Origin of the sequence: Kitasatospora sp. NPDC002965 (assembly GCF_040611255.1) — a bacterium.
In the GTDB taxonomy this organism is placed as follows: domain Bacteria; phylum Actinomycetota; class Actinomycetes; order Streptomycetales; family Streptomycetaceae; genus Kitasatospora.
This window is the reverse complement of record NZ_JBEXNT010000022.1, coordinates 36,273-55,871: the sequence shown is the minus strand read 5'-3', so window position 1 is coordinate 55,871 and position 19,599 is coordinate 36,273. Positions and strand designations below refer to the sequence as shown.

Here is a 19,599-nt window from a genome sequence, read left to right as displayed (position 1 = left end):
CTTCGGTCTCTCGTTATTCCTGACCCCCCTCGGTCGTTCGCGCCGGGCCGCCGGAGCGCCCCGGTGTCAGTCGTAGCCGGCCTCCACGAGCCAGACGCCCCCCTCCACCGTCAGCAGCAGCGCGAGGCCGCCCGCCACCGTGACCTGGAAGCGCGCCCGGCGGCGGGCGCGCGCCGGATCCCACCAGTACTCGACGGCCGGCCAGGGCCCGGTCCAGCCGTCCACCGCCAGTTGCCGCCCGCGCACCGTGACGGTGGACGGCCGGGCCGACACCCCCGCCCGGCCGTCCACCGTCACCGGTCGCCCGTCCGCGTCCAGCACCGCCGCCGGCAGCGGGGTGCGGTGCACCACGGTCGGCCAGACGTCCCGCAGCCGCCCCGGCCAGGGCGCGTCGGCGGGCGCGTCCGGGTCGTACGGCTCGCCCCACGGCACTCGGACCGCCTGCTCGTCCGGCCCCCGCCCGCCTGCCGGCTCGATCCGGCGCAGCCCGGCATGCCCGAGCACCGCCTGGACCCTGGCCACCGCGCGTTCCACCCGGTCGTCCGCCACCGCCTGCCCCCAGAGGGCGAGTTGCCGGCCCTGGTCGGGGGTGAGGTCGTCGGGGACGAGGCGCAGCGCGGTGAAGCCTCCCGCGCCGGGGTCCTCGGAGTCGTGGCGGCTCTCCGGGCCCCGGGGGTTCCGGCGGTCCCGGGGACTGCCGGGGCCGCGGAGGCCGTCCGGGTCGTGGGGGCCGCGGGGGCCGCCGGCCGGCCCGGCGTCGAAGGTGCCCGTGCTCTGCCAGGCCTGGAGCTGCCAGCGGACCCGTTCGGCGAGCGCCGTCGCCGAGAGCCGGCCCTCGTGCCGCCAGAGCCGCGCCACGGTCCGACCGTCCGCGCACTCCACCTCGACGGCCACCCGCTGGCAGGTCAGCCCCGCCCCGGCGAGCCGTTGGTGCAGCCGCTCGGCCAGGGTCCGGGCCACGAACACCAGGGGCTCTGCGAGCGGCTCGGGCGGGTCGAAGCGCTGCTCGACCGAGAGGTCAGGCCCGCCCGTACGCGGCACCAGCGGGCGCGGCTGCAACCCGCGGGCCAGCCGGTGCGCCGTCGTACCGGCCGGGCCGAAGCGGTCCGCCACCGCCTCGGCCGGCAGCGCGGCGAACGCCCCGACCGTGGGCAGGCCCAGCCGGTCCAGCAGCTCCGCCAGTACCTCGTCACCGAGCACGGCCACGGGGTAGGGCGCGAGGAACTCCGCCGTCCGCCCGGCCGGGACCAGCACGCCGGCGCGGGCGGCGAGCACGGCGGCGAACAGGCCGTCGGCCACCCCGACCTGCCCGCACGGGGCAGGGGCAGCGGCGAGACCCTCCGCCGCAGAGGGCCCCGGTCGCCCGGCCTCCGGCCCCCCGGGCTGCGGGCGCGCGCCCTCCCGACGGGACTCCGCCGGGTGAGGAGCCTCCGGCCGGTGCGCAGCCGCCGGGCCGAGGCCGTCCTGGCGGGACTCCGGGCGGGACTCCGGACGGGCGGGTTCCGGCGGGTAGGCCGCCGGCCGGGCGAAACCGCCGCGCGCGCCGTCCCTGGCCGCGGGTGTGGCGGCGAACAGCTCGTCCACCCCGGCGGTCCGGCGGCGGGGTGCGGTCCGGTCCGCGTCCGCGTCCGCCGGGTGCAGCGGGACGACCTCGGCGACCGGAGCGGGGCCCCGGTCGCCGGGGCTCGTGCCGGGACGGGTGCCGGGACGGGTGCCGGGACGGGTGCCGGGGTCGAGTCCGGGGTCCGGCGCAGGGCGGACACCGGCCGCCGACTCGGCATCGACCGGGTGCACCGGCCGGCCGGCCGCCGCAGGGCCGGCGTCGGTGGCCGCCGCCGTCGGGACGGCCGCCGCCAGGGCAGCCGTCACCGCGCCCTGGACCTTCGCCGCGAGCGCCTCCTCCCCGCCGAAGTACCGGCCCGGCCCCTTCACCGGGATCGCGCACAGCCCCGGGCGCAGCACCTCCACCCGCGGGGTGAAGGCCTCCACCGCCGCGACCACCGGCTCGAACCGCCGGGTCTCCGCCTCCGGGTCGCGGTCGCGCAGCTCCAGCGCGGGGCAGAGGCGCTGGGCCAGCTTGAGCCGCTGCCCCTGCCGCACTCCGGCCGCGCGGGCCGCCGCCGAGCACGCCAGCACCCGGCCGCCCTCGACCACCGCCACCGGGATGCCGCCGCCGGCACTCCCCGCCGCGACCGGGCGCCCGTCCGCGCCGATGCTCCCGTCCGCACCGGCGGCCACCGCCGGGCCGGCGTCCCCGGGGCGCTCGACGGCCACCACCGGCCAGTCCGGGCACCAGACCACCAGCACCCGCGGGGTACCGGCCCCGCTCACCCCGCTCGCTCCGCCGTCGGCCATCTCACACCACCGCCATACGGTCGAGGCCCGCCCCGGCCCCCGACGTCACGTCCTCCCCCGCCTCGTCCACCACGACCCCGGCGGCCGTCTCCTCCACGACCCGCGCCGTGCCGTGCGCGTCCGGCAGCCAGAGCCGGGCGGTCCGCCCGCGCACGGCCGAGCCGCGCCCCTCCGCGACGACCTCCACCTGCCGCCCGGTGAGCTGCCCGTGCCCGTCGCCCAGTCCGAACCACTGCCCGGACCGCACGCCCAACCGCAGCCCGGCCCCCGGCCACGGCCCGGCCACCAGGAGCACGCAGGCGCTGCGGCGCAGCACGGCCGCCAGCCGGGCGGCCAGGTTCGGCGGAACGGGGCCGTCCGGGCGCAGCATGATCAGCTCGACCGCCCCGGCCAGCACCGACACCACCTCGGCCCAGTGCGGCCCGGGGTCGTCGGCCACCAGCAGTCTCCGCAGGTCCAGCCCGTACCCGGCGGCCGCGGCCAGCCCGAGGTCAGGCAGCCCGACCGCCGCCGCCCACCCGCCCTCGGTCTCCCGCACTCCGGCGGCCAGCGCGAGCAGCAGCCCGGCGTCCCCGCCCGCCACCGACACCGCCGTCCCGCGCCGCAGGCCGCCCTCCGGCAGTACGCCCCGCAGCGCCGGCACCACCGGGAGCAGTCCGCGCCCGGCGTCGGTGCCCGTCCCGCCGGCCTCGCGCAGCGCAGCCGCAGACGCCACCGGTCGGAGCGGCCTCCGCTCGACGGTGGATTCGAAAACAGATTCGAAAACGGGCACGCCCCCAGGATCGAACATTCGTTCGTAAAGATTCAAGTCCGATTACCCCACCCCAGCCGCTACGCTCCGTGACATCGACGGGCGCCCCGGCATCGACCGGGCACCCGGCCAGGGGTCGGGTAGCCCGCGGCCGGGGCGCCCGCGGGATCCGGAACCCGCCCTCGGCCGCCCCGCCGCGAACCGTCTCCGACCGTCTCGGACCGCGCTCGACCACCCCTCACCGCCGAAGGCCCGACGCGGGTCCGGACGCCGAAGTACCCGGCGGGGAAATAGGGGTGATCGAACGTCGAGGGGACAGCAGACTTCCCCCCATGACTCGCACGGATCACTTCAAGAAGGACCTCCGGACCTATCTGCAGGACGCCCGGGACGCCCTGCTGTGGAAGCTCGAAGGGCTGTCGGAGTACGACGTCCGCCGACCGCTGACCCCCACCGGGACCAACCTGCTGGGGCTGGTCAAACACACGACCGCCGCGGAGGCGATGTACTTCGGAGAGGTCTTCGGGCGGCCGTTCGAGGCGCCGCGCCCCTGGATCACGGGTGACGCCGAACCCAACTCGGACTTCTGGGCGACGCCGGAGGAGAGCCGGGAGCACATCGTCGAGCTGTACCGCGCGGCCTGCGCCCACGCCGACGAGACCATCGCGTCACTGGCGCTGGAGGCGGTCGGGCGGGTGCCCTGGGGGAACCGGAGCGAGGTGACCCTCCACCACAGCCTGGTCCACATGATCGCCGAGACCCAGCGGCACGCCGGGCACGCCGACGTCGTCCGGGAGCTCGTGGACGGTGCCACCGGACAACGCCGGGAGGGCGGCAACATGGCGCCCGGCGACGAGGCGTGGTGGGCGGGGCACCGGGACCGGGTGGAGCGCGCCGCCCAGGAGGCCGGGAGGGCTCAGGCGGGCGGGAGCGGGGGCGGGGCGTAGCGGCGGGCGAGGGCGGTGACGGCCCGGGCGACGGCGCTGCGGAGGTCGGGCGGGCCGAGGACCTCGGCCTCGGGACCCAGGCGGAGGAGGTCCCCGACGGCCACCGCCGTGCTCTCGACGGAGAGTCGCACCTCCGTCCAGCCCTCGGCGTCGGGCGGTCCGGCGGTGGCGAGCGCCCGGGCGCCGGCGGCACCGAACCGCATGGGGAGCAGGCGCCGGGCCTCCGGGGAGACGCGGAGGTGGGCGGTCTGCTGGTGGAGGGCCGCCGTCAGACGGCGGGAGTTCTCCTCCCAGTGCGCGGCCAGGTCGAAGCCGGCGGGGCGTTCGAAGGTCTCGGCGGTGACGTCGACGGCGAGGAGACGGGAGACCCGGTAGGTGCGGACGGACTCGGCGGGGGCGGCCGAGTCCGCGACGGCGGGGGCCGCCGGGGCAGGGGCCACCGCGACGGCGGGGGCCGTGCGGGCCACCAGGTACCAGATGCCGCCCTTGAGGACGAGGCCCAACGGGTGCAGCACCCGGTGCACCTCGCCGCGCCAGCGGCGGTAGTGGACGCGCACCACCCGCCGGTCCCAGACCGCCCGCGCGACGGGGGCCAGGAGGGCGACCGGATCGGCGTCGCGGAACCAGGCCGGCGTGTCGAGGTGGAAGCGGTCCTGGACGCGGCGGGTGCGTTCGGCGAGTTCGGCCGGGAGGGCGGCCTGGAGCTTCAGCTGCGCGGTGGCGAGCACCGCGCCGAGGCCGAGCTCCCGCGCCGGGCCGGGCGCCCCGGTGAGGAAGAGGGCGTCGGCCTCCGCGTCGGTGAGCCCGGTGAGCCGGGTGCGGTACCCGTCCATCAGCCGGTAGCCGCCCTCGGGACCCCGGTCGGCGACGACGGGGACGCCCGACGCGGCCAACGCCTCGACGTCCCGGTAGACGGTACGGACCGACACCTCCAGCTCGGCGGCGAGTTCGCCGGCCGTCGTCCGGCCACGGTTCTGGAGCAGGAGCAGGAGGGCGAGGAGCCGGTCGGCGCGCATGCCCGCATTCTGCTGCCCGTACCTGACAGAAGGTGTCAGGTACGGGCACCAGAGTGGTCCTCGGGCGTACGGCACACCTGCCGTACGCAGGGCGGGTGCAGGCGCGCGCCCAGCCGCACCGGCGCACGGCCACACAGGCGCGCCCGGCGCACGCCCGCACTCCCCGCCCGCAATTCCCGCCCGCACACGCGGACTATTCCGAGGACGGCAATGAGCGCACAGACCATCACCACCACCGGCCGGATCGGCTACGCCCAGTGGGAGGAGACGGCGATCGGTTCGACGGAGGTCACGCCCCGGCTGGCGCGCGCCTCCGTCGTCAACACCTTCACCGGCGGGATCGAGGCGGCGGACACCGCCTGCGAGTACGTCTTCGTCTACGCGACCGGGACGACCGGCACCTTCACCGGGCTGGAGTCGGTCACCGGACGACTGGACGGCCGCGCGGGCTCCTTCACCCTGGAGGAACGCGGATCGTTCGAGGAGGACGGCACGGTGCGCTGCACCTTCGAGGTGGTCCCGGGAACGGCCGTCGGCGAGCTGGCCGGCCTGCGCGGGAGCGGCTCCTTCGTCTACCGTCCGGGGGAGTCGCCGTTCCCGTACGTCTTCGCCTACGAACTCGACTGAGCCCCGCCGCCCGGGGACGGCCCCCCGCGCCCGCCCCTCGTCCTCGTCCGCCTCCCCGTCCCCGCCCGGTGGCTACGCCCGCCCGGTGAGGACGGAGACCCGGACCTGCTCCGGGTAGCCGCGGTCGCCGGGCTCGGGCAGCGCGGCGAGCAGCCGGGCGGCGAAGGCGGGGCGATCGGCCGGGGCGGGCAGTTCGGGGGCGGGGATGGCGGAGTAGACGGTGCCGAGGAGCTGGTCGGGGGTCAGGGCGTCCTCGTAGTCGAGGACGGTCTCGCCGACGTCCGCGAACCCGGCGGCGGCCAGCGCCCGGGCGTAGCGGTCGCGGTCGTCGGTCGCGGTCCCGCAGGAGGTGGCGGCCGGACGGCCGAAGTGGTCCTCCAGGACGGACCGCAGGGCACGCGACCAGTCGGTGTCCTGGGCCCAGACGGGAGTGCCGTTGGCGATCACCGCGACGCCTCCGCCCGGGCGGGTGAGCGGGCGGAGGGTGCGGAAGAGCTCGTCGGGGCGCATCCAGTGGATGGCGTTGCCGATCACGGTCACGCCGAGCGGACGGCGGCCGGGCAGCAGGGCGGAGAGGGCCGGGACGTCGGCGTCGGTGCCGAGCAGCCAGAGCGCGTTGTGCACGCCGTCGCGGTCGGCGGCGGCTCTGGCCTGGCGGAGCATGTCCGGCTCGGGGTCCATGCCGATGACGGTGCGGACGTGGGCGGCGAGCGGGAGGGCGAGTTGACCGGTGCCGCAGCCGAGGTCGAGGGCGAGGTCACCGATGGCGGGGTGGGCGTCCAGGGCGAAGGCGGTCCGCAGCGCGTCGAGGACGGGCGGCGGGTAGCCGCGGCGGTAGTCGGCGTAGTAGGCGGCCACGTCACCGGAGAAGTCGGGGGGCGCGGACGCGGCACGGGCGTCGGAGGCGGAAGCGGGGGCGGGGGCGGGGGCGGCCTCGGCGGCGGCGGGCGTCGTCATGGTCCGCAGCCTCCCCCGCCCCCGGCCGTTTCAGGCGACCGATCGCTGTCGGCGGACACGGCGGGCACGTCCCGGGCGGACGCCTCCCCCACGGGGGTCTCCCCCACGGGCGCCGCCCCTCCCCCTGCCTCCGGCTCCGCCGCCGCCCGGGCCGCGCGCAGGCTGAGGTGGTGCCGTTCCGGGAGGCTGGCGGTGCGGCGGGCGGCGGCGCGGTAGTCGGCGACGGCGGCCTCCCGCTCCCCCGCCAGCTCGTGCAGGTGGGCCCGGACGGCGTACAGCCGGTGGTGGTCCGTCAGCGCGGGCGGCACCTCGGCGAGCAGGGCGAGGCCCGCCGCCGGGCCGTCCACCATGGCGGTGGCGACTGCCCGGTTCAGGGTGATCAGCGGATTGTCGGAGATCCGGGCCAGCACCCCGTACAGGGCGAGGATCTGCGGCCAGTCGGTCGCGGCCGCGGTCGGTGCCTCGTCGTGGACGGCCGCGATCGCCGCCTGCACCTGGTAGGGGCCGACCGGGCCGCGCGGCAGGGCGGCGGTGATCAGCGCGACGCCCTCCGCGATCGCGGCGGCGTCCCAGCGGCCGCGGTCCTGTTCGGCGAGCGGGACGAGCTCGCCGTCCGGGCGGGTGCGGGCCGGACCGCGGGCCTCCGTGAGCAGCATCAGCGCGAGCAGTCCGGCCACCTCGGCGTCGTCCGGTAGCAGCGCGTGGACGGCCCGGGTGAGGCGGATCGCCTCCCGGGACAGTTCGACGCGTCGCAGGGCGGGGCCGGTGCTGCTGGCGTAGCCCTCGTTGAAGACCAGGTAGAGGACGTGCAGCACCGCGTCGAGCCGGGCCGGCCACTCTGCGGCGTCCGGCTCCGGCATCCGGAACGGCACGCCGGAGGACTTGATCCGCTGCTTGGCGCGGCTGATCCGCTGTCCCATGGTCGCCTCGGGGACGAGGAAGGCACGGGCGATCTCGCCGGTCGTCAGGCCGCCGACCGAGCGGAGGGTGAGCGCGATCGCCGAGGCGGGCGAGAGGGCGGGGTGGCAGCAGAGGAAGAGCAGGGTGAGGGTGTCGTCCCGGGAGCCCCCGTCCTCGGCGTCGGCCGGTGGCGCGGCCTGCCGGTCGGCCGGGACCTGCCCGGCCACCAGGTCCTCGCGCCGGCGGCGGGCCTGTTCGCTGCGGACCTGCTCGGTCATCCGCCGGCCGGCCACCTGGACCAGCCAGCCGCGCGGGTTGCGCGGCACGCCCTCGTCCGGCCACTGGGTGGCGGCGTCCAGCAGGGCCTCCTGGACGGCGTCCTCGGCGGTGGCGAAGTCTCCGTAGCGGCGGGTGAGCACGCCGACGACCTGCGGCGCGAGGGAGCGCAGCAGGTCGTCGACGGCCGGTGGGGCGTCCGGTCCGGGCGCCGGCGGCTCGGGTCCGGTCACTGCTCGGTGGGCGGGGCCGACATGACCTGGCGCACCTCGATCGGCATGTTCAGCGGTTTCCCGCCCGGGCCGGGCGCGGCGGAGACGGCGGCGGCGATCTCGACCGCCCGGCGCTCGGTGTCACAGTCCACGATCCACCAGCCGGCCACCCACTCCTTGGTCTCCGGGAACGGCCCCTCGGTGACCACCGGGGCGCCGCCGCTGTGCGAGCGGACGATCCGGGCGGTCTCCGGCATGGCCAGACCCTGGGCGTCGACCAGTTCGCCGTCCTCGGCGAGCCTGGTGTTGGTGTCCCGCATGAAGCGGATGTGCGCCTGGATCTCCTCGGGCTTCCACTCGTCGATCTTCGGGAAGTCGGCGGCCTTCTCGCTGAACTGCATCAGCAGCATGTACTTCATGGTTCCGCTCCTCGTTCGTCGTGCCCGCCCCGGTCGGAGGGGCTCTCACGGGTAGGTAGAAGCACGCCGCGCGATTTCGACGTCCTCGGCGGGAATCTCGGGAAAAAGTTAGCCGGACCCCCCGACGGCCCGCGCGCAGCGACACCCCGCCCACCGCGGGAGGAGCCCGTTGACCGCTTCCCGACCGGCCCCCTAGGGTCGGCCGGGTGCAGCGATACGACTGGCTGAGGAAGATTCAGCAGATGGACCCGGAGACCGAGTTCACCGAGATCTACCGGATCAGCAGCTGGTACGAGTTCCCCTGGGACACCGTCCAGTCACTCAGCTTCGCGCTCTACCGCACCTACGCGGTCCCCGGCATCGGCCGGCTGCTCGCGGAGACCGGCGAGTTCACCGGCCGCACGCAGAAGCGGTACGACGACACCACGCTGATCCTGGAGGCGGTGCTCGAACACGGCTTCGACTCCACGCAGGGGCGCGAGGCGATCCGCCGCATGAACCAGATGCACCGCCGGTACGACATCTCCGACGCCGACTTCCTGTACGTGCTCGCCACCTTCGTCGTGATCCCCAAGCGCTGGCTGGACGACTACGGCTGGCGCCGCTACTCCCCGCACGAGCGGCGGGCCGCCACCAACTACTTCCGCGAGCTGGGCCGGCACATGGGCCTGCCCGGGATACCGGAGACGTTCGAGGAGTTCGAGCAGCTGCTCGACGACTACGAGCGCGCGCACTTCGCCTTCGACCCGGGCGGCCGGGCGGTCTCCGACTCCACCCTGGGGCTGATGGCCTCCTGGTACCCCGCGCCGCTGCGGCCGTCGATGCGGCTCTCGTCGATCTGCCTGCTCGACGACCCGCTGCGCGAGGCGTTCGGGTACCCGGCCCCGCCGGCCGCGCTCCGGCGCGCCGTCCGCACCGGCATGTGGCTGCGCGGGCGCGCCGTCCGGCTCCTCCCGCCCCGGCGCCGGCCCTACCTGGCCCGTGACAACCGCCAGGTACGCGGGTATCCCGGCTACCCGTACGGCTACCGGATCGGCGACCTCGGCACGTTCGAGGAGGGGTCCGGCCCGGCCGGCGGCTGCCCGTTCCCGCACGCGAAGTCCCCCGAGACCCGGGCCGCACAGGCGCGGGCCCCGCAGGCCCCCCAGGCGCAGACCCCGCAGGCCGACGGCTGAGCCGGATCCGCGCCGGAGGTACGGTGGCCGACCGGGGGTGCGCGGAAGACCCGCCGCGCGTAGCGACGGTCCCGGCGCCCCCGTGTCCCGGCGGCCCCGCAAGGCGGGACGACGGGGGCGGGACGGGCGGCGGAGCATGGAACGACAGGATCACGAGGGTGGGGCGATGGCGGGACGACGACGGATCTGGGCCGAGGTCTCGGTGTGCTTCGCACCACTGCTGGCAGTGCTGCTGTATGTGTGGATGCTCCTGATGACCGTGGAGTTCGACGAGATGTGCGCCCACGGGTTCTTCGCCGAGAAGACCGGACGGTTCCTGAGGGAGGAGACCGGCGCGTTCCCCCCGCGCACGGTGTGCGAGCACGAACGCGGGACGGTGGCATCGGGGCCGCTCTGGCAGATCGTGGCGTTCTACGCGCTGCTGCTGCTGACGGTGGTCGCCGCGGTGGTCCTGTACCGGAACCGCTCGTCCAGGAAGCGGCGTCGGGACGCCGAGCCCCGCTGGGCGGCGGACGCGGAGGCCCTCGACCGGCCGTGACGGCCGCCGGGTCCGGAGGTCCGGTCAGGCTTCGGTGAGGTGCCTCAGCAGGGGCCCCGGATCCTCGCTCCCGCAGGCGGTGCGGACGGCCGCGTCGTGGGCGGCGGCGAGGGCGTCGAGGCGGGTCAGGCGGGTGTGGCCGCGGCGGGAGAGGTGGGCGGTGATGCGGCGGCGGTCGTGCTCGTCCTGCCTGCGGTAGACCCAGCCGGCCTCGGCGAGGGCGTCGACGATGCGGCTGAGGCTGGCCTGCGGGATCAGCAGGGTCTGGGCGAGCTCGCCCATGGAGCGGCCGGCGTCGTCGGTGAGGGCGCGCATGACCCGCCACTGGTCGAGCGTGCAGCCCTCGGCCTCCAGCTGGGCGGTGAGTCCCCGGGCCAGCCGGCGCTGGGCGACGGTGAGGAGCTCGATCAGAAGGGGCCGGTCGACGGCGGGCGCGGCGGCGGGGGCGGGGGCGGGCGCGGCGGCGGGGGACGCGGCTCCGGGAGTGGCGGCGGGGGCGGTCGCGCTGGGTGTCATGGCCGTGTCTCTTTCCCCGCCGTAGTGCCTGCTGCTTGGCCTGCTGCTTGCCGGATCGGCTGCCATGACGATACTCGCAAGCGATGAGCGCCGACGTGAAGCTCCTGGAACCGCTCGACGCGCTGTACCTCCCCCGCGAGGCGCCGGCGCTTCGGGTGGGCCTGGTCGTGCCGCAGTCCGGCCCGCTGGGGCTGACCGGACCGTCGGCGCTGGACGGGGCACTGCTCGCCGCGCACGAGGTGAACGCCGGCGGCGGGGTGCGCGGGCTGCCGCTGGAGCTGGTGCTGGTGGACGGCGGGGGCGCACCGGCCTCGGTGGCCGGGGAGGTGGCCCGACTGCTGGACGCCGGGGCGGTCGACGCGGTGGCGGGCTGCCACTCCAGCGACGTGCACCGGGCCGTCGAGGCGGTGACGGCGGGACGCGCCGCGTACGTGTTCACCCCGCCGCACGAGGGCGGGCCGCGACTGCCCGGGGTGCTCTGCACCGGGGCGGACCCGGTCCGGCAGCTGGACGGCGTGGTCGAGCGGCTCACGGCCCGCCACCGGCTGCACCGCTGGGCGCTGGTCGGCAACGACTACATCTGGCCGCGCGCGGTCCACCGGGCCGCCGAGGCGGCGGTCGCCCGGGCCGGGGCGGGCGTGGTGCTGGAACGGCACCTGCCGTTCGGTACGACGGAGCGCGCGCTGGAGCCGCTGCTGGACGCGCTCCGGGCGTCGCGCGCGGACGCCCTGCTGCTGAGCCTGATCGGCGCCGACCTGGTGCGGTTCAACCGGGCGCTGCGGCGCAGCGGTCTGGACCGGCGGCTGGTGCGGCTCTCCGGCGCGCTGGAGGAGAACAGCCTGCTCGCCTACGGCGGCGACGACACGGGCACGCTGTACGCGGCGATGCCGTCGTTCGTCTCGCTCGCCGAGGACCGGCGGTTGCGGCTGGCCGAGCGGCACCGCGCGGTGTTCGGGCCGTACGCGCCGGTGCTGGACGCGTACGCGGTGGGCCTGTACGACGGGCTGCACCTGGCGGCGGCGCTCGCGTCGCGCGGCGAGCTGGTGCCGTCGGGCGGGCTGGCGCGGGCGGCGGCGCGGTTGCTGCACGGGGAGGGCGCGGCGGTCCGGCGGGCCTGGGCCCGGGCGCCGCTGGGGCCGCCCCGGGAGGGCGTGCACCTGGCGCGGGCGGAGGGGGTGGGGTTCACCGTCCTCTGGTGAGGCGTCGGCGGGGAGCGACTCGGCGGGAGCGGCTCGGCGGAGGCATCACGGCGGAGGCATCACGGCAGGCCACGGCACGAAAACCCTTCCATTTGGAAATAACTGCCTCTACTGTCTCCCCCACCACCCCGGGTCGTCACGGAGGAGAGCCCCCATGTCCGAAGCACCCGCGCCCCAGACCATCGAGAGCTACGGCTACCGACAGGAGCTGCGCCGCTCCCTGCGTTTCACGGACCTGCTGGTCTACGGACTGGTGTTCATGGTGCCGATCGCGCCGTTCGGCATCTTCGGCAGCGTCTTCCAGGGCTCCGGCGGCATGGTCGCCCTGGCGTACGTGCTCGGGATGGTGGCGATGATGTTCACCGCCCTGTCGTACGCGCAGATGTCGCGGGCCTTCCCGATGGCCGGTTCGGTGTACACCTATGCGGGGCGCGGCATCGCGCCGCCCGTCGGGTTCCTGTCCGGCTGGATGATCCTGCTGGACTACGTGCTGGTGCCCGGCCTGCTCTACCTGATCGCCGGGGTGGCGATGAACTCGCTGGTGCCCGCGGTACCGGTCTGGCTCTGGCTGGTCGGCTTCGTGCTGCTCAACACCGCCGTCAACTACCTGGGCGTCGAGATGACGTCGAAGGTCAACAAGGCGATGCTGGTCGGCGAGTTGATCGTGCTGCTGGTGTTCATCGGGTTCGGCCTGGCGGCGCTGGCAGCCGGCAAGGGCCGGGGCTTCGACCTCACGCCGGTCTACAACTCGCAGACCTTCTCGTGGAGTCTGGCGTTCGGCGCGGTGTCGGTGGCGGTGCTGAGCTTCCTCGGCTTCGACGGGATCTCCACCCTCTCCGAGGAGAACCGCGACTCCGCCAAGGCGATCGGCCGCTCGATGATCGCGGCCCTGCTGCTGGCCGGCTCGCTGTTCATCGCGCAGACCTGGATCGCCTCCCTCCTCGTCCCGGACCCGGACGCGCTGATCGCGCAGGGCGATCCGGACGGCACCGCGTTCTACGACGCGGCCCGGGTCGCCGCCGGCGGCTGGCTCGCCACGGTGACGGCCGCCGCCACCGCCGTGGCCTGGGGGTTCGCCAACTCGCTGGTCGCCCAGGCCGCGACCTCGCGGCTGCTGTACGCGATGGCGCGGGACCGGCAGCTGCCCGCCTTCCTCGCCAAGGTCCACCCGCGCCACCGCGTCCCGGTGAACGCCACCCTGCTGACCGCCGGAATCTCACTGGTCCTCGGGCTCTACACCGCCTCGCGCGAGGACGGCATCACGCTGCTCTCCACCCTGGTCAACTTCGGCGCGCTGACCACGTTCCTCGTCCTGCACGTGTCGGTGGTGGTGCACTACGTCGTGCGGCGGCGCAGCCGGGACTGGTGGCGCCACCTGGTCGCGCCGGTCCTCGGGTTCGCGATCCTCGCCTACGTGGTCGTCAACGCCGACATCGCCGCCCAGCGGCTCGGCTTCGTCTGGCTGGCGGTCGGCGGACTGGTGCTGACCGGACTGATCCTCACCGGACGCCGCCCGCGCCTGGCCGTGGCCGACGCGGCGGCCTCCCCCGACGGCGCCCCGGCCGACAGCTCCCCGACCAACAGCTCCCGGACCGACGACTCCCCGGCCGACGACTCCCCGCTCACCAAGGAGAACCCGTGAACCTGCCCGACCTCGTCCAGCTCTCCCCCGCCCCCGACGAGTACGCCTACACCTTCGGCGGACGCGCCCCGCTGGTGACCGTCCGGCCGGGCACGGTCGTCGAGTTGAGCACCGAGGACTGTTTCGGCGGACGGGTCCGCGGCACCGGCGACCTGCCGAGCGCGGTCTGCGAGTTCCCCTACCTCAACCCGGTGACCGGCCCGATCGCGGTGGCCGGCGCCGAGCCGGGCGACACCCTCGCCGTGCACTTCGTCGAGATCACCCCGGCCAGGGACTGGGGGATCTCCAGCACCTTCCCGCACTTCGGGGCCCTCACCGCCACCCACACCACCGCGATGCTGCACGCGCCGCTGGAGGAACGGGTCTGGGTGTACGAGCTCGACACGGCGGCCGGGATCTGCCGGTTCCGGGCCCGCAACAGCGACTTCACCGCCGAACTGCCGCTGGACCCGATGCACGGCACGGTCGGCGTCGCCCCGGCCGGCGGCGAGACCCTGATGTCGATCACCCCGGGCGCGCACGGCGGCAACCTCGACACCCCGGAGATGCGGGCCGGCACCACCGCCTACTTCGGCGTCAACGTGCCCGGCGGGCTGCTGGCCATCGGCGACGGCCACGCCCGCCAGGGCGAGGGCGAGGTGTGCGGGACGGCCGTGGAGACGGCGATGCGCACCACGGTGGTGGTCGACCTGATCAAGGGCGGCGGACCGGCCTGGCCCCGGCTGGAGAACGACCGGTACCTGATCTCCACCGGCTCGGCCCGCCCGCTGGAGGACGCCTTCCGGATCAGCCAGCACGACCTGGTCGGCTGGACCCGGGAGCTGCTCGGCCTGGACCTGCTGGACGCCTACCAGCTGGTCAGCCAGGCCGGGTTGGCACCGGCGGCCAACGTCTGCGACACCAACTACACGATGGCCGCCAAGCTGCCCAAGTCCCTGCTCGGCCGCGCCCGGGCGTACGACGGCCTGCACGACCGGCTCCGGGAGACGGCCGCCGCCTACCTGCGGCACCGCTGACCGCGCGAACCCCCGCCCGGCCGGCGACCGGTCCGACCGGCGGGGGTTCCGCACACTCAGGAGCTCTGCACCAGGGTGTTCTGATTGGCCGTCAGGAGCCAGCGGCCCCCCTCCTTGGCCATCACGTACAGCGGGCTTCCCTCCTCACCGATCTGCTCCCCGGCCGCGTCCAGGTAGCGCTGGCGGACCTTGACGGCGGCGACGTCGGGGCGGATGAAGAGGACGTGCACCACCTCGTAGGCGGGGGTGGTGCCGGTGCCGGCGAAGGCGCCCGGCAGCACCTTGCGGGTGAACTCGGCGATCGTCTCCCGACCCACGAGGAGCTTTCCGTGGCCGGTGGTCCAGATCGCGTCGGCCCGGAAGAGGCTGATGAACTCCTCCGGGAGCTCGTTGCGTTGCGCGTGCTCGACGGCGGCGACGACCCGCCGGACGGCTTCCGTCTCGGCCTCGACGTCCACCCCGGCCCCGACCGCACCGCCGTTCTCGTTCTCGTTCTCGTTCGTGTTGGTGTTCTCGTTCTCGTTCGCGTTCATGGTGACCATGATCGAACCTCAACCCCGCTTCAGGTCAAGGGCCGGAGCCGACGGAGCGGACGGCAGCACGGGCGGGACCGGAGGGAAGTCCGGGGAGGACACGTCGGGGAGGGCTCGGCGGGTCCGGACCGGCGACAGGAGGACCGGCAGGAACGACAGCGAGAGCAGGACGCCTCCCAGCCACAACGTGGCGTGCAGTCCGACCAGTTCGCCGAACAGGCCGGCCAGCGCCGACCCCACCGCCATCGCCCCCGTCAGCAGGAAGCGAAAGGTCGCGTTCATCCGGCCGAGCAGCGGGTCCGGGGTCATCCGCTGGCGCAGACTGACGCCCAGCACGTTGTCCATCCCGGTCTTGAAGAGCAGCAACAGCCAGCCGAGGCCCGCCACGTACAGCCGCACACCCTCCCCCACCAGCGGGATCAGCAGCGCGGCGGGCGCGACCACGAGCCCGGCCAGCCCGAGCGTCCGGCCGTAGCCGACCCGGGCGGCGATCGGGCGGGCGCACCGGGAACCCAGCAGGATGCCGACCCCGCCGACCGCCCAGAACAGCCCCAGGGCACCGGCGGGCAGGTGCAGTTCCCGGACGAACACCACGGGAAGCAGGGTGTTGACGACCTGGTAGCCGAGATTGACGACGGCGGCGGAGAGCGCGAGCCCCCGCAGCTCGGCGTTGCCGAAGACGTGCCGGAGACCCTCGGCGATCTGCGCGCCCAGGCCCGGTGCGGTCCGCTCCCCCGACGCCGGTCCGGTGGCGGAGCCGGCCGCGGGCGCGGGCGTGGCCGCAGGGGTGCGGCCGAGGGCGATCAGGCGCAGCGCGGAGCCGAGATGACTGACCGCCGTCGCGGCGATGGCGGCCGGTGCGGTGAGCAGTTGGACGAGCGCGCCGCCGGCGCTGCGCCCGGCGATGTTGCCGACCGCCATCAGGCCGACCACGGCGGCGTTCGCCTGCACCAGGTGGCCGCGTCCGACGAGCTGGGGCAGCACGCTCTGTGAGGCCACGTCGAAGAAGACCGTCGCGCAGCCGGCCAGCAGGGCGACGCCGTACAGCTGCCAGAGGGTGAGGGAGCCGAACGCCCAGGCGAGCGGGATCGACGCGTAGAGCGCGGCCTTCACCAGGTCGGCGACGATCAGCACGCGCCGGTGGCGCATCCGGTCCACCCAGGCGCCGGCCGGCAGGCCGATGAGCAGGAAGGCGAGGGTGCTGAGGGTCGCGAGCGCGCCGACCTGGCCGGGGCTCGCGTCGAGGGCGGTGACGGCGATCAGCGGGAGGGCGACGTAGCCGATGTTGGTGCCGAGCTGGGCGAGGGCGGTGGCGGTGAAGAGGGTGCGGAAGTCGGGTAGTCGCCAGGGTGATTCGGGGGTCATCGTCCGTTCGTCCGTTCGGTGGGCGGTGGGGCGGCGGGGGCGCCGGTGATGGTGGGCGGCGGGGCGGTACCGGCCGGGCCGGCTAGACCGACGCGGCCAGCTCGCGCACCGTGCCGGTCAGGGCGGCCCAGGAGTCGCGGGCGTCCTCGCTGCCGGTGTGCGGCGAGCGGAACCAGTGCAGGTACGCGTCGACGTCCTCCAGCGCCCAGCGCAGCCGGTACAGGGCCAGCGCCGCCGGACGCGGGGTGTGGCCGGTGGCCTCGGCGTAACGGGCCAGGTCGTCGGCGTCCGCACCGACCAACCACAGGTCGCGCTCGGGGACGGCCAGCCCGACGGTGTCCCAGTCGACCAGCAGCACGCGCCCGGGCGGGCGCAGCAGGTTGCCGGGGTGCGGCTCGCCGTGGGTGACGACGAGCGCGCCGTCGAGCCCGCCGACCAGGCGGTCGAACCGGTCCAGCGCCCGCCGGAGGCCGGGCGTGTGGTCGGCGACCAGCTCACGGGCGCGCTCGCCGTACGGGCCTGCGGTCCACGGCCGGGTCCGGTCCGCGAGGGCCGCGTCGAGGCGGGTGCGGGCGGAGAGCCCGGGGTGGCGGTGCGGCACCGGGGCGGGCGGCTCGGCGCGGTGGAGCCGGGCGAGCGCGTCCACCAGGCGGGCCCGGTCGGCCGGGGCGAGCTCCTCGCCGAAGTGGCCGGTGGCGCCGTCGACGTGCGGGAAGACGCTGAGCGCGTACCGGTCTCCGAGCCGGAGCGCGCTCTCGCCGCCGGCCGTCGCCTCGGGGGCGACCACGAGATCGAGCCGGCGGAGCGCCCGGGCGGTGGCCATGGCCTGGCGCAGTCCGCTGTACGCCGACTCCGGCTCGGGTCCGCAGTGGCTCTTGTGGGCGAGGTCGGCGAGGGTGACGAACCACCGCCGGCCGTCGGCGCCGACCGTCGTCCAGTGGTGGTCGCCGTGGCCGACCGGCGCGTGGGAGAGGTCGGCGGCGTCGATCCCGAACGCCCGGAGGCCGCTCCGGAGCCGGTGGTCGTCGATGTCGTCCGGTCGGGTCTTCACTGGCGCGAGGGTACGGAGCGGAGGCGGCGAGGGCTCGGGAGTTTCCGCGCGGGGGGCGGTTTCCGGCCAGGCCGGCCGGTGGAGCCGGCCTGGCCGGGCCGCGTCCGGACCTCGTCCCGGCCGCGATCGGGCCGTGCAGGGGCCGCATCCGGGCCGCGTCCGGGCCGCGTCCGGTCAGCTCTCGGCCGGGAGCACCGACGAGTGGTGGTTGACGATCAGCCATCTGCCGCCGCGCTTCTCGTACTCGTACGAGTAACGGGCGTCGACCTGCTCGGCCGCCCCGGTCCCCGGGTCGGTGAGGTGGAAGCGGTAGAGGCCGGCGTCGATCGCCGAGTCGGCGTCCAGGACGGTGACCACCGAGCGGAGCCGCTCGCCGTACGGCTTCTTCTGCAGGAAGTGCTCGAAGTAGTCCGCGATCTCCGCCCGGTTGGTGCGGATCCGCGGCGAGGCGGTCGGCAGCAGCACCGCGTCGGCCGCGTAGCGGGCGGCGACCTTCTCCGGGTCGCCGGACTGCAGGGTCGCGTTCCACTGGTCGAAGAGGGCCGCGACCTCGCGTTGGGCGGCCTTGTTGCGGCGGTCCTGCTCGTCGTCGCCCCGGGCGACGCCGACACCGGCGGTGAACGCGCCCAGCGCGGCGGCCACGAGGGCGACGGCGCCTGCGGCGACGGCGGTGCGGGTGCGGATCGTACGGTTCATCGGTGCTCCTGCTGGGGAGAGGCTGCGGTCCCTGGTGTGGGATCACTCTCGCGAGGGACGGGTGCGCGTCCGGACGGCGCAGGGCAAAGACGCGACCAAGGCTCGGCCAAGAAACCTTGGCGGAGCAGGACCGGGCACCCGGTGGGCGGGAACGGCCTCGAACCGGACGGAAAGCGGCAGGGTGGGATCCGTCACGGGCGGGCCCGCCGGGCGCGCCGGAGGCCGCGCCGGGGCTTGCGGTTGCCGCAACGGAAGCCCCTACCGTCCTGACCGGGGCCGGACCGACCGGCCCGGTGGGACACGTGAGGGAGAACGCATGGCCGCCTGGCCCATCGCCGACGTCGCCCGGATGTCCGGCGTGACCGCCCGGACGCTGCGGCACTACGACGAGATCGAGCTGCTGCCGCCCGCGCGGATCGGCCCCAACGGCCACCGCTACTACGAGGAGCGGGACCTGTTGCGGCTCCAGCAGATCCTCGTGCTGCGGGCGCTGGGGCTGGGGCTCTCCGAGATCGGCCGGATCCTGGCCACCCAGGTGGACGAGCTGGAGGCCCTGCGCGGCCACCACCGGCGACTGCTCGCCGAGCGGGACCGGCTCGACGCGCTGGCCGGGACCGTCTCCCGCACGATCACCGAACTGGAGCGATCCAGGAAGGACGGCACGCCGATGACCGAGATCAACCGGCCGGAGAACCTCTTCGAGGGAGTCCGGCCCACCGACTACGAGGAGGGTCTGCGCGAGTTCCCGGAGCTCGCCGAGGCCGCCGGGCGCGTCACCGCCGCGATGAGTCCGCAGGAGGTCGAGGCCGGCCAGCGGCTGCGCACCGCGCAGATGGTCCGGCTGGCCGAGCTGATGGTCGCCGGCCGGCCCGTCGACGACGGGCCGGTGCGGGCGGAGATCGAGGCGCAGCACCGGGCGCTGACCGGGATCCGGCCGGTGCCGGTGGAGGAGTTCCGCGCGATGGGCCGGGCCTGCGTGGAGAACGAGCCGTGGCGGGCGGCGTACGAGGCGATCGCGCCGGGCCTGGCCGCGTACCAGCGGGACGCGATCGAGGCGTACGCGGCGACGCTGCCGGCCTGACCGGCGGGGCGGGCGCGGGACGGGCGGACGGGGCCCCTCCGCGCCCGCCCGTCCCGCGCCCGCCGCCCGTGCCCCTTCCCGCCCTCTTGCCTGCCGTCCACCGCGAGAGCACCATCTCGTCATGGCTATGACATGTTCCGGCCCGGACCCCCCGGCGCCACGGGCCCTTCTCCGCCCCTCGAACCCTTGATCTAGGCTGGTGACGTGCTCATACTCGTTCGCCGTCGCCACGTGGACCTGCTCCGCGTGACCAGCATGTCCTGTCGACGCTCCAGCTGAACCTCGCACCTTCCCACCCTCAGCGCGGCCCCTGCCGGCCGTTCCCCC

At 75.5% G+C, this 19,599-nt stretch carries 19 protein-coding genes; 8 read left to right on the top strand and 11 right to left on the bottom strand.

Annotated elements, in window-relative coordinates:
- Positions 1-66: 66 nt before the first annotated feature.
- Complete coding sequence (locus tag ABZY91_RS12380; protein ID WP_355401858.1) at positions 67-2,355, bottom strand: hypothetical protein; 2,289 nt, start codon at positions 2,353-2,355, stop codon at positions 67-69.
- Position 2,356: 1 nt separating this feature from the next.
- Entirely contained in the window at positions 2,357-3,070 is a 714-nt protein-coding gene (locus tag ABZY91_RS12375) for a hypothetical protein (protein WP_329879338.1), read from the bottom strand.
- Positions 3,071-3,438: 368 nt separating this feature from the next.
- On the opposite strand from ABZY91_RS12375, the gene ABZY91_RS12370 reads away from it, so the two are divergent.
- Positions 3,439-4,053: a DinB family protein gene (locus ABZY91_RS12370; protein WP_355401856.1), complete on the top strand. Its 615-nt coding sequence runs from the start codon at positions 3,439-3,441 to the stop codon at positions 4,051-4,053.
- Here ABZY91_RS12370 and ABZY91_RS12365 read toward each other — a convergent pair.
- Positions 4,023-5,069: a WYL domain-containing protein gene (locus tag ABZY91_RS12365; protein ID WP_329948303.1), complete on the bottom strand. Its 1,047-nt coding sequence runs from the start codon at positions 5,067-5,069 to the stop codon at positions 4,023-4,025. The two genes, ABZY91_RS12370 and ABZY91_RS12365, sit on opposite strands and share 31 nt — an antisense overlap.
- A 210-nt stretch (positions 5,070-5,279) precedes the next feature.
- On the opposite strand from ABZY91_RS12365, the gene ABZY91_RS12360 reads away from it, so the two are divergent.
- Positions 5,280-5,696 (top strand): DUF3224 domain-containing protein, encoded by a 417-nt coding sequence (locus tag ABZY91_RS12360; RefSeq protein WP_329948304.1) that lies wholly within the window; start codon positions 5,280-5,282, stop codon positions 5,694-5,696.
- A 72-nt stretch (positions 5,697-5,768) separates the two neighbouring features.
- Here ABZY91_RS12360 and ABZY91_RS12355 read toward each other — a convergent pair whose 3' ends face one another.
- The 3 genes from ABZY91_RS12355 to ABZY91_RS12345 are packed head-to-tail and all read right to left on the bottom strand — an operon-like array spanning position 5,769 to position 8,460.
- Positions 5,769-6,653: a class I SAM-dependent methyltransferase gene (locus ABZY91_RS12355; RefSeq protein WP_355401854.1), complete on the bottom strand. Its 885-nt coding sequence runs from the start codon at positions 6,651-6,653 to the stop codon at positions 5,769-5,771.
- Positions 6,650-8,062, bottom strand: a complete 1,413-nt coding sequence (locus tag ABZY91_RS12350; protein ID WP_355401852.1) for a sigma-70 family RNA polymerase sigma factor — start codon at positions 8,060-8,062, stop codon at positions 6,650-6,652. The genes ABZY91_RS12355 and ABZY91_RS12350 overlap by 4 nt, the downstream gene beginning before the upstream one ends.
- Positions 8,059-8,460 (bottom strand): YciI family protein, encoded by a 402-nt coding sequence (locus tag ABZY91_RS12345; RefSeq protein WP_355401850.1) that lies wholly within the window; start codon positions 8,458-8,460, stop codon positions 8,059-8,061. The genes ABZY91_RS12350 and ABZY91_RS12345 overlap by 4 nt, the downstream gene beginning before the upstream one ends.
- Before the next feature lie 206 nt (positions 8,461-8,666).
- On the opposite strand from ABZY91_RS12345, the gene ABZY91_RS12340 reads away from it, so the two are divergent.
- Both ABZY91_RS12340 and ABZY91_RS12335 read left to right on the top strand, forming a co-directional pair.
- On the top strand, positions 8,667-9,635 hold the full coding sequence (locus tag ABZY91_RS12340; RefSeq protein WP_355401848.1) for an oxygenase MpaB family protein: 969 nt from the start codon (positions 8,667-8,669) through the stop codon (positions 9,633-9,635).
- A 166-nt stretch (positions 9,636-9,801) separates the two neighbouring features.
- Entirely contained in the window at positions 9,802-10,173 is a 372-nt protein-coding gene (locus tag ABZY91_RS12335; protein WP_355401846.1) for a hypothetical protein, read from the top strand.
- A gap of 24 nt (positions 10,174-10,197) precedes the next feature.
- Here ABZY91_RS12335 and ABZY91_RS12330 read toward each other — a convergent pair whose 3' ends face one another.
- Positions 10,198-10,689: a MarR family transcriptional regulator gene (locus ABZY91_RS12330; RefSeq protein ID WP_355401845.1), complete on the bottom strand. Its 492-nt coding sequence runs from the start codon at positions 10,687-10,689 to the stop codon at positions 10,198-10,200.
- An 83-nt stretch (positions 10,690-10,772) separates the two neighbouring features.
- Here ABZY91_RS12330 and ABZY91_RS12325 point away from each other — a divergent pair, with 83 nt between their 5' ends.
- The 3 genes from ABZY91_RS12325 to ABZY91_RS12315 all read left to right on the top strand — a co-directional run bounded on the left by ABZY91_RS12325 (position 10,773) and on the right by ABZY91_RS12315 (position 14,546).
- A complete protein-coding gene (locus ABZY91_RS12325) occupies positions 10,773-11,888 on the top strand; it encodes an ABC transporter substrate-binding protein (RefSeq protein WP_355401843.1) in 1,116 nt (371 codons plus the stop codon).
- A gap of 154 nt (positions 11,889-12,042) precedes the next feature.
- Positions 12,043-13,530, top strand: a complete 1,488-nt coding sequence (locus tag ABZY91_RS12320) for an APC family permease (RefSeq protein ID WP_355401841.1) — start codon at positions 12,043-12,045, stop codon at positions 13,528-13,530.
- Entirely contained in the window at positions 13,527-14,546 is a 1,020-nt protein-coding gene (locus tag ABZY91_RS12315; protein WP_355401839.1) for an acetamidase/formamidase family protein, read from the top strand. Before ABZY91_RS12320 ends, ABZY91_RS12315 begins: the two co-directional genes overlap by 4 nt.
- 56 nt (positions 14,547-14,602) lie before the next feature.
- Here the strand turns inward: ABZY91_RS12315 and ABZY91_RS12310 are convergent, their stop codons facing one another.
- The 4 genes from ABZY91_RS12310 to ABZY91_RS12295 all read right to left on the bottom strand — a co-directional run bounded on the left by ABZY91_RS12310 (position 14,603) and on the right by ABZY91_RS12295 (position 18,191).
- Positions 14,603-15,079, bottom strand: coding sequence for an SgcJ/EcaC family oxidoreductase (locus ABZY91_RS12310; RefSeq protein WP_355401838.1), 477 nt, complete (start codon positions 15,077-15,079; stop codon positions 14,603-14,605).
- An 18-nt stretch (positions 15,080-15,097) separates the two neighbouring features.
- On the bottom strand, positions 15,098-16,444 hold the full coding sequence (locus ABZY91_RS12305; protein WP_355401836.1) for an MFS transporter: 1,347 nt from the start codon (positions 16,442-16,444) through the stop codon (positions 15,098-15,100).
- An 82-nt stretch (positions 16,445-16,526) separates the two neighbouring features.
- Positions 16,527-17,495: an aminoglycoside phosphotransferase family protein gene (locus ABZY91_RS12300; RefSeq protein ID WP_355401834.1), complete on the bottom strand. Its 969-nt coding sequence runs from the start codon at positions 17,493-17,495 to the stop codon at positions 16,527-16,529.
- Between the two features lie 174 nt (positions 17,496-17,669).
- The gene (locus tag ABZY91_RS12295; protein WP_355401832.1) at positions 17,670-18,191 is read right to left on the bottom strand and encodes an SgcJ/EcaC family oxidoreductase; all 522 of its coding nucleotides are present in this window, start codon (positions 18,189-18,191) and stop codon (positions 17,670-17,672) included.
- A gap of 316 nt (positions 18,192-18,507) precedes the next feature.
- On the opposite strand from ABZY91_RS12295, the gene ABZY91_RS12290 reads away from it, so the two are divergent.
- Positions 18,508-19,272: a MerR family transcriptional regulator gene (locus ABZY91_RS12290; protein ID WP_329948081.1), complete on the top strand. Its 765-nt coding sequence runs from the start codon at positions 18,508-18,510 to the stop codon at positions 19,270-19,272.
- The last annotated feature ends 327 nt before the right edge of the window (positions 19,273-19,599 follow it).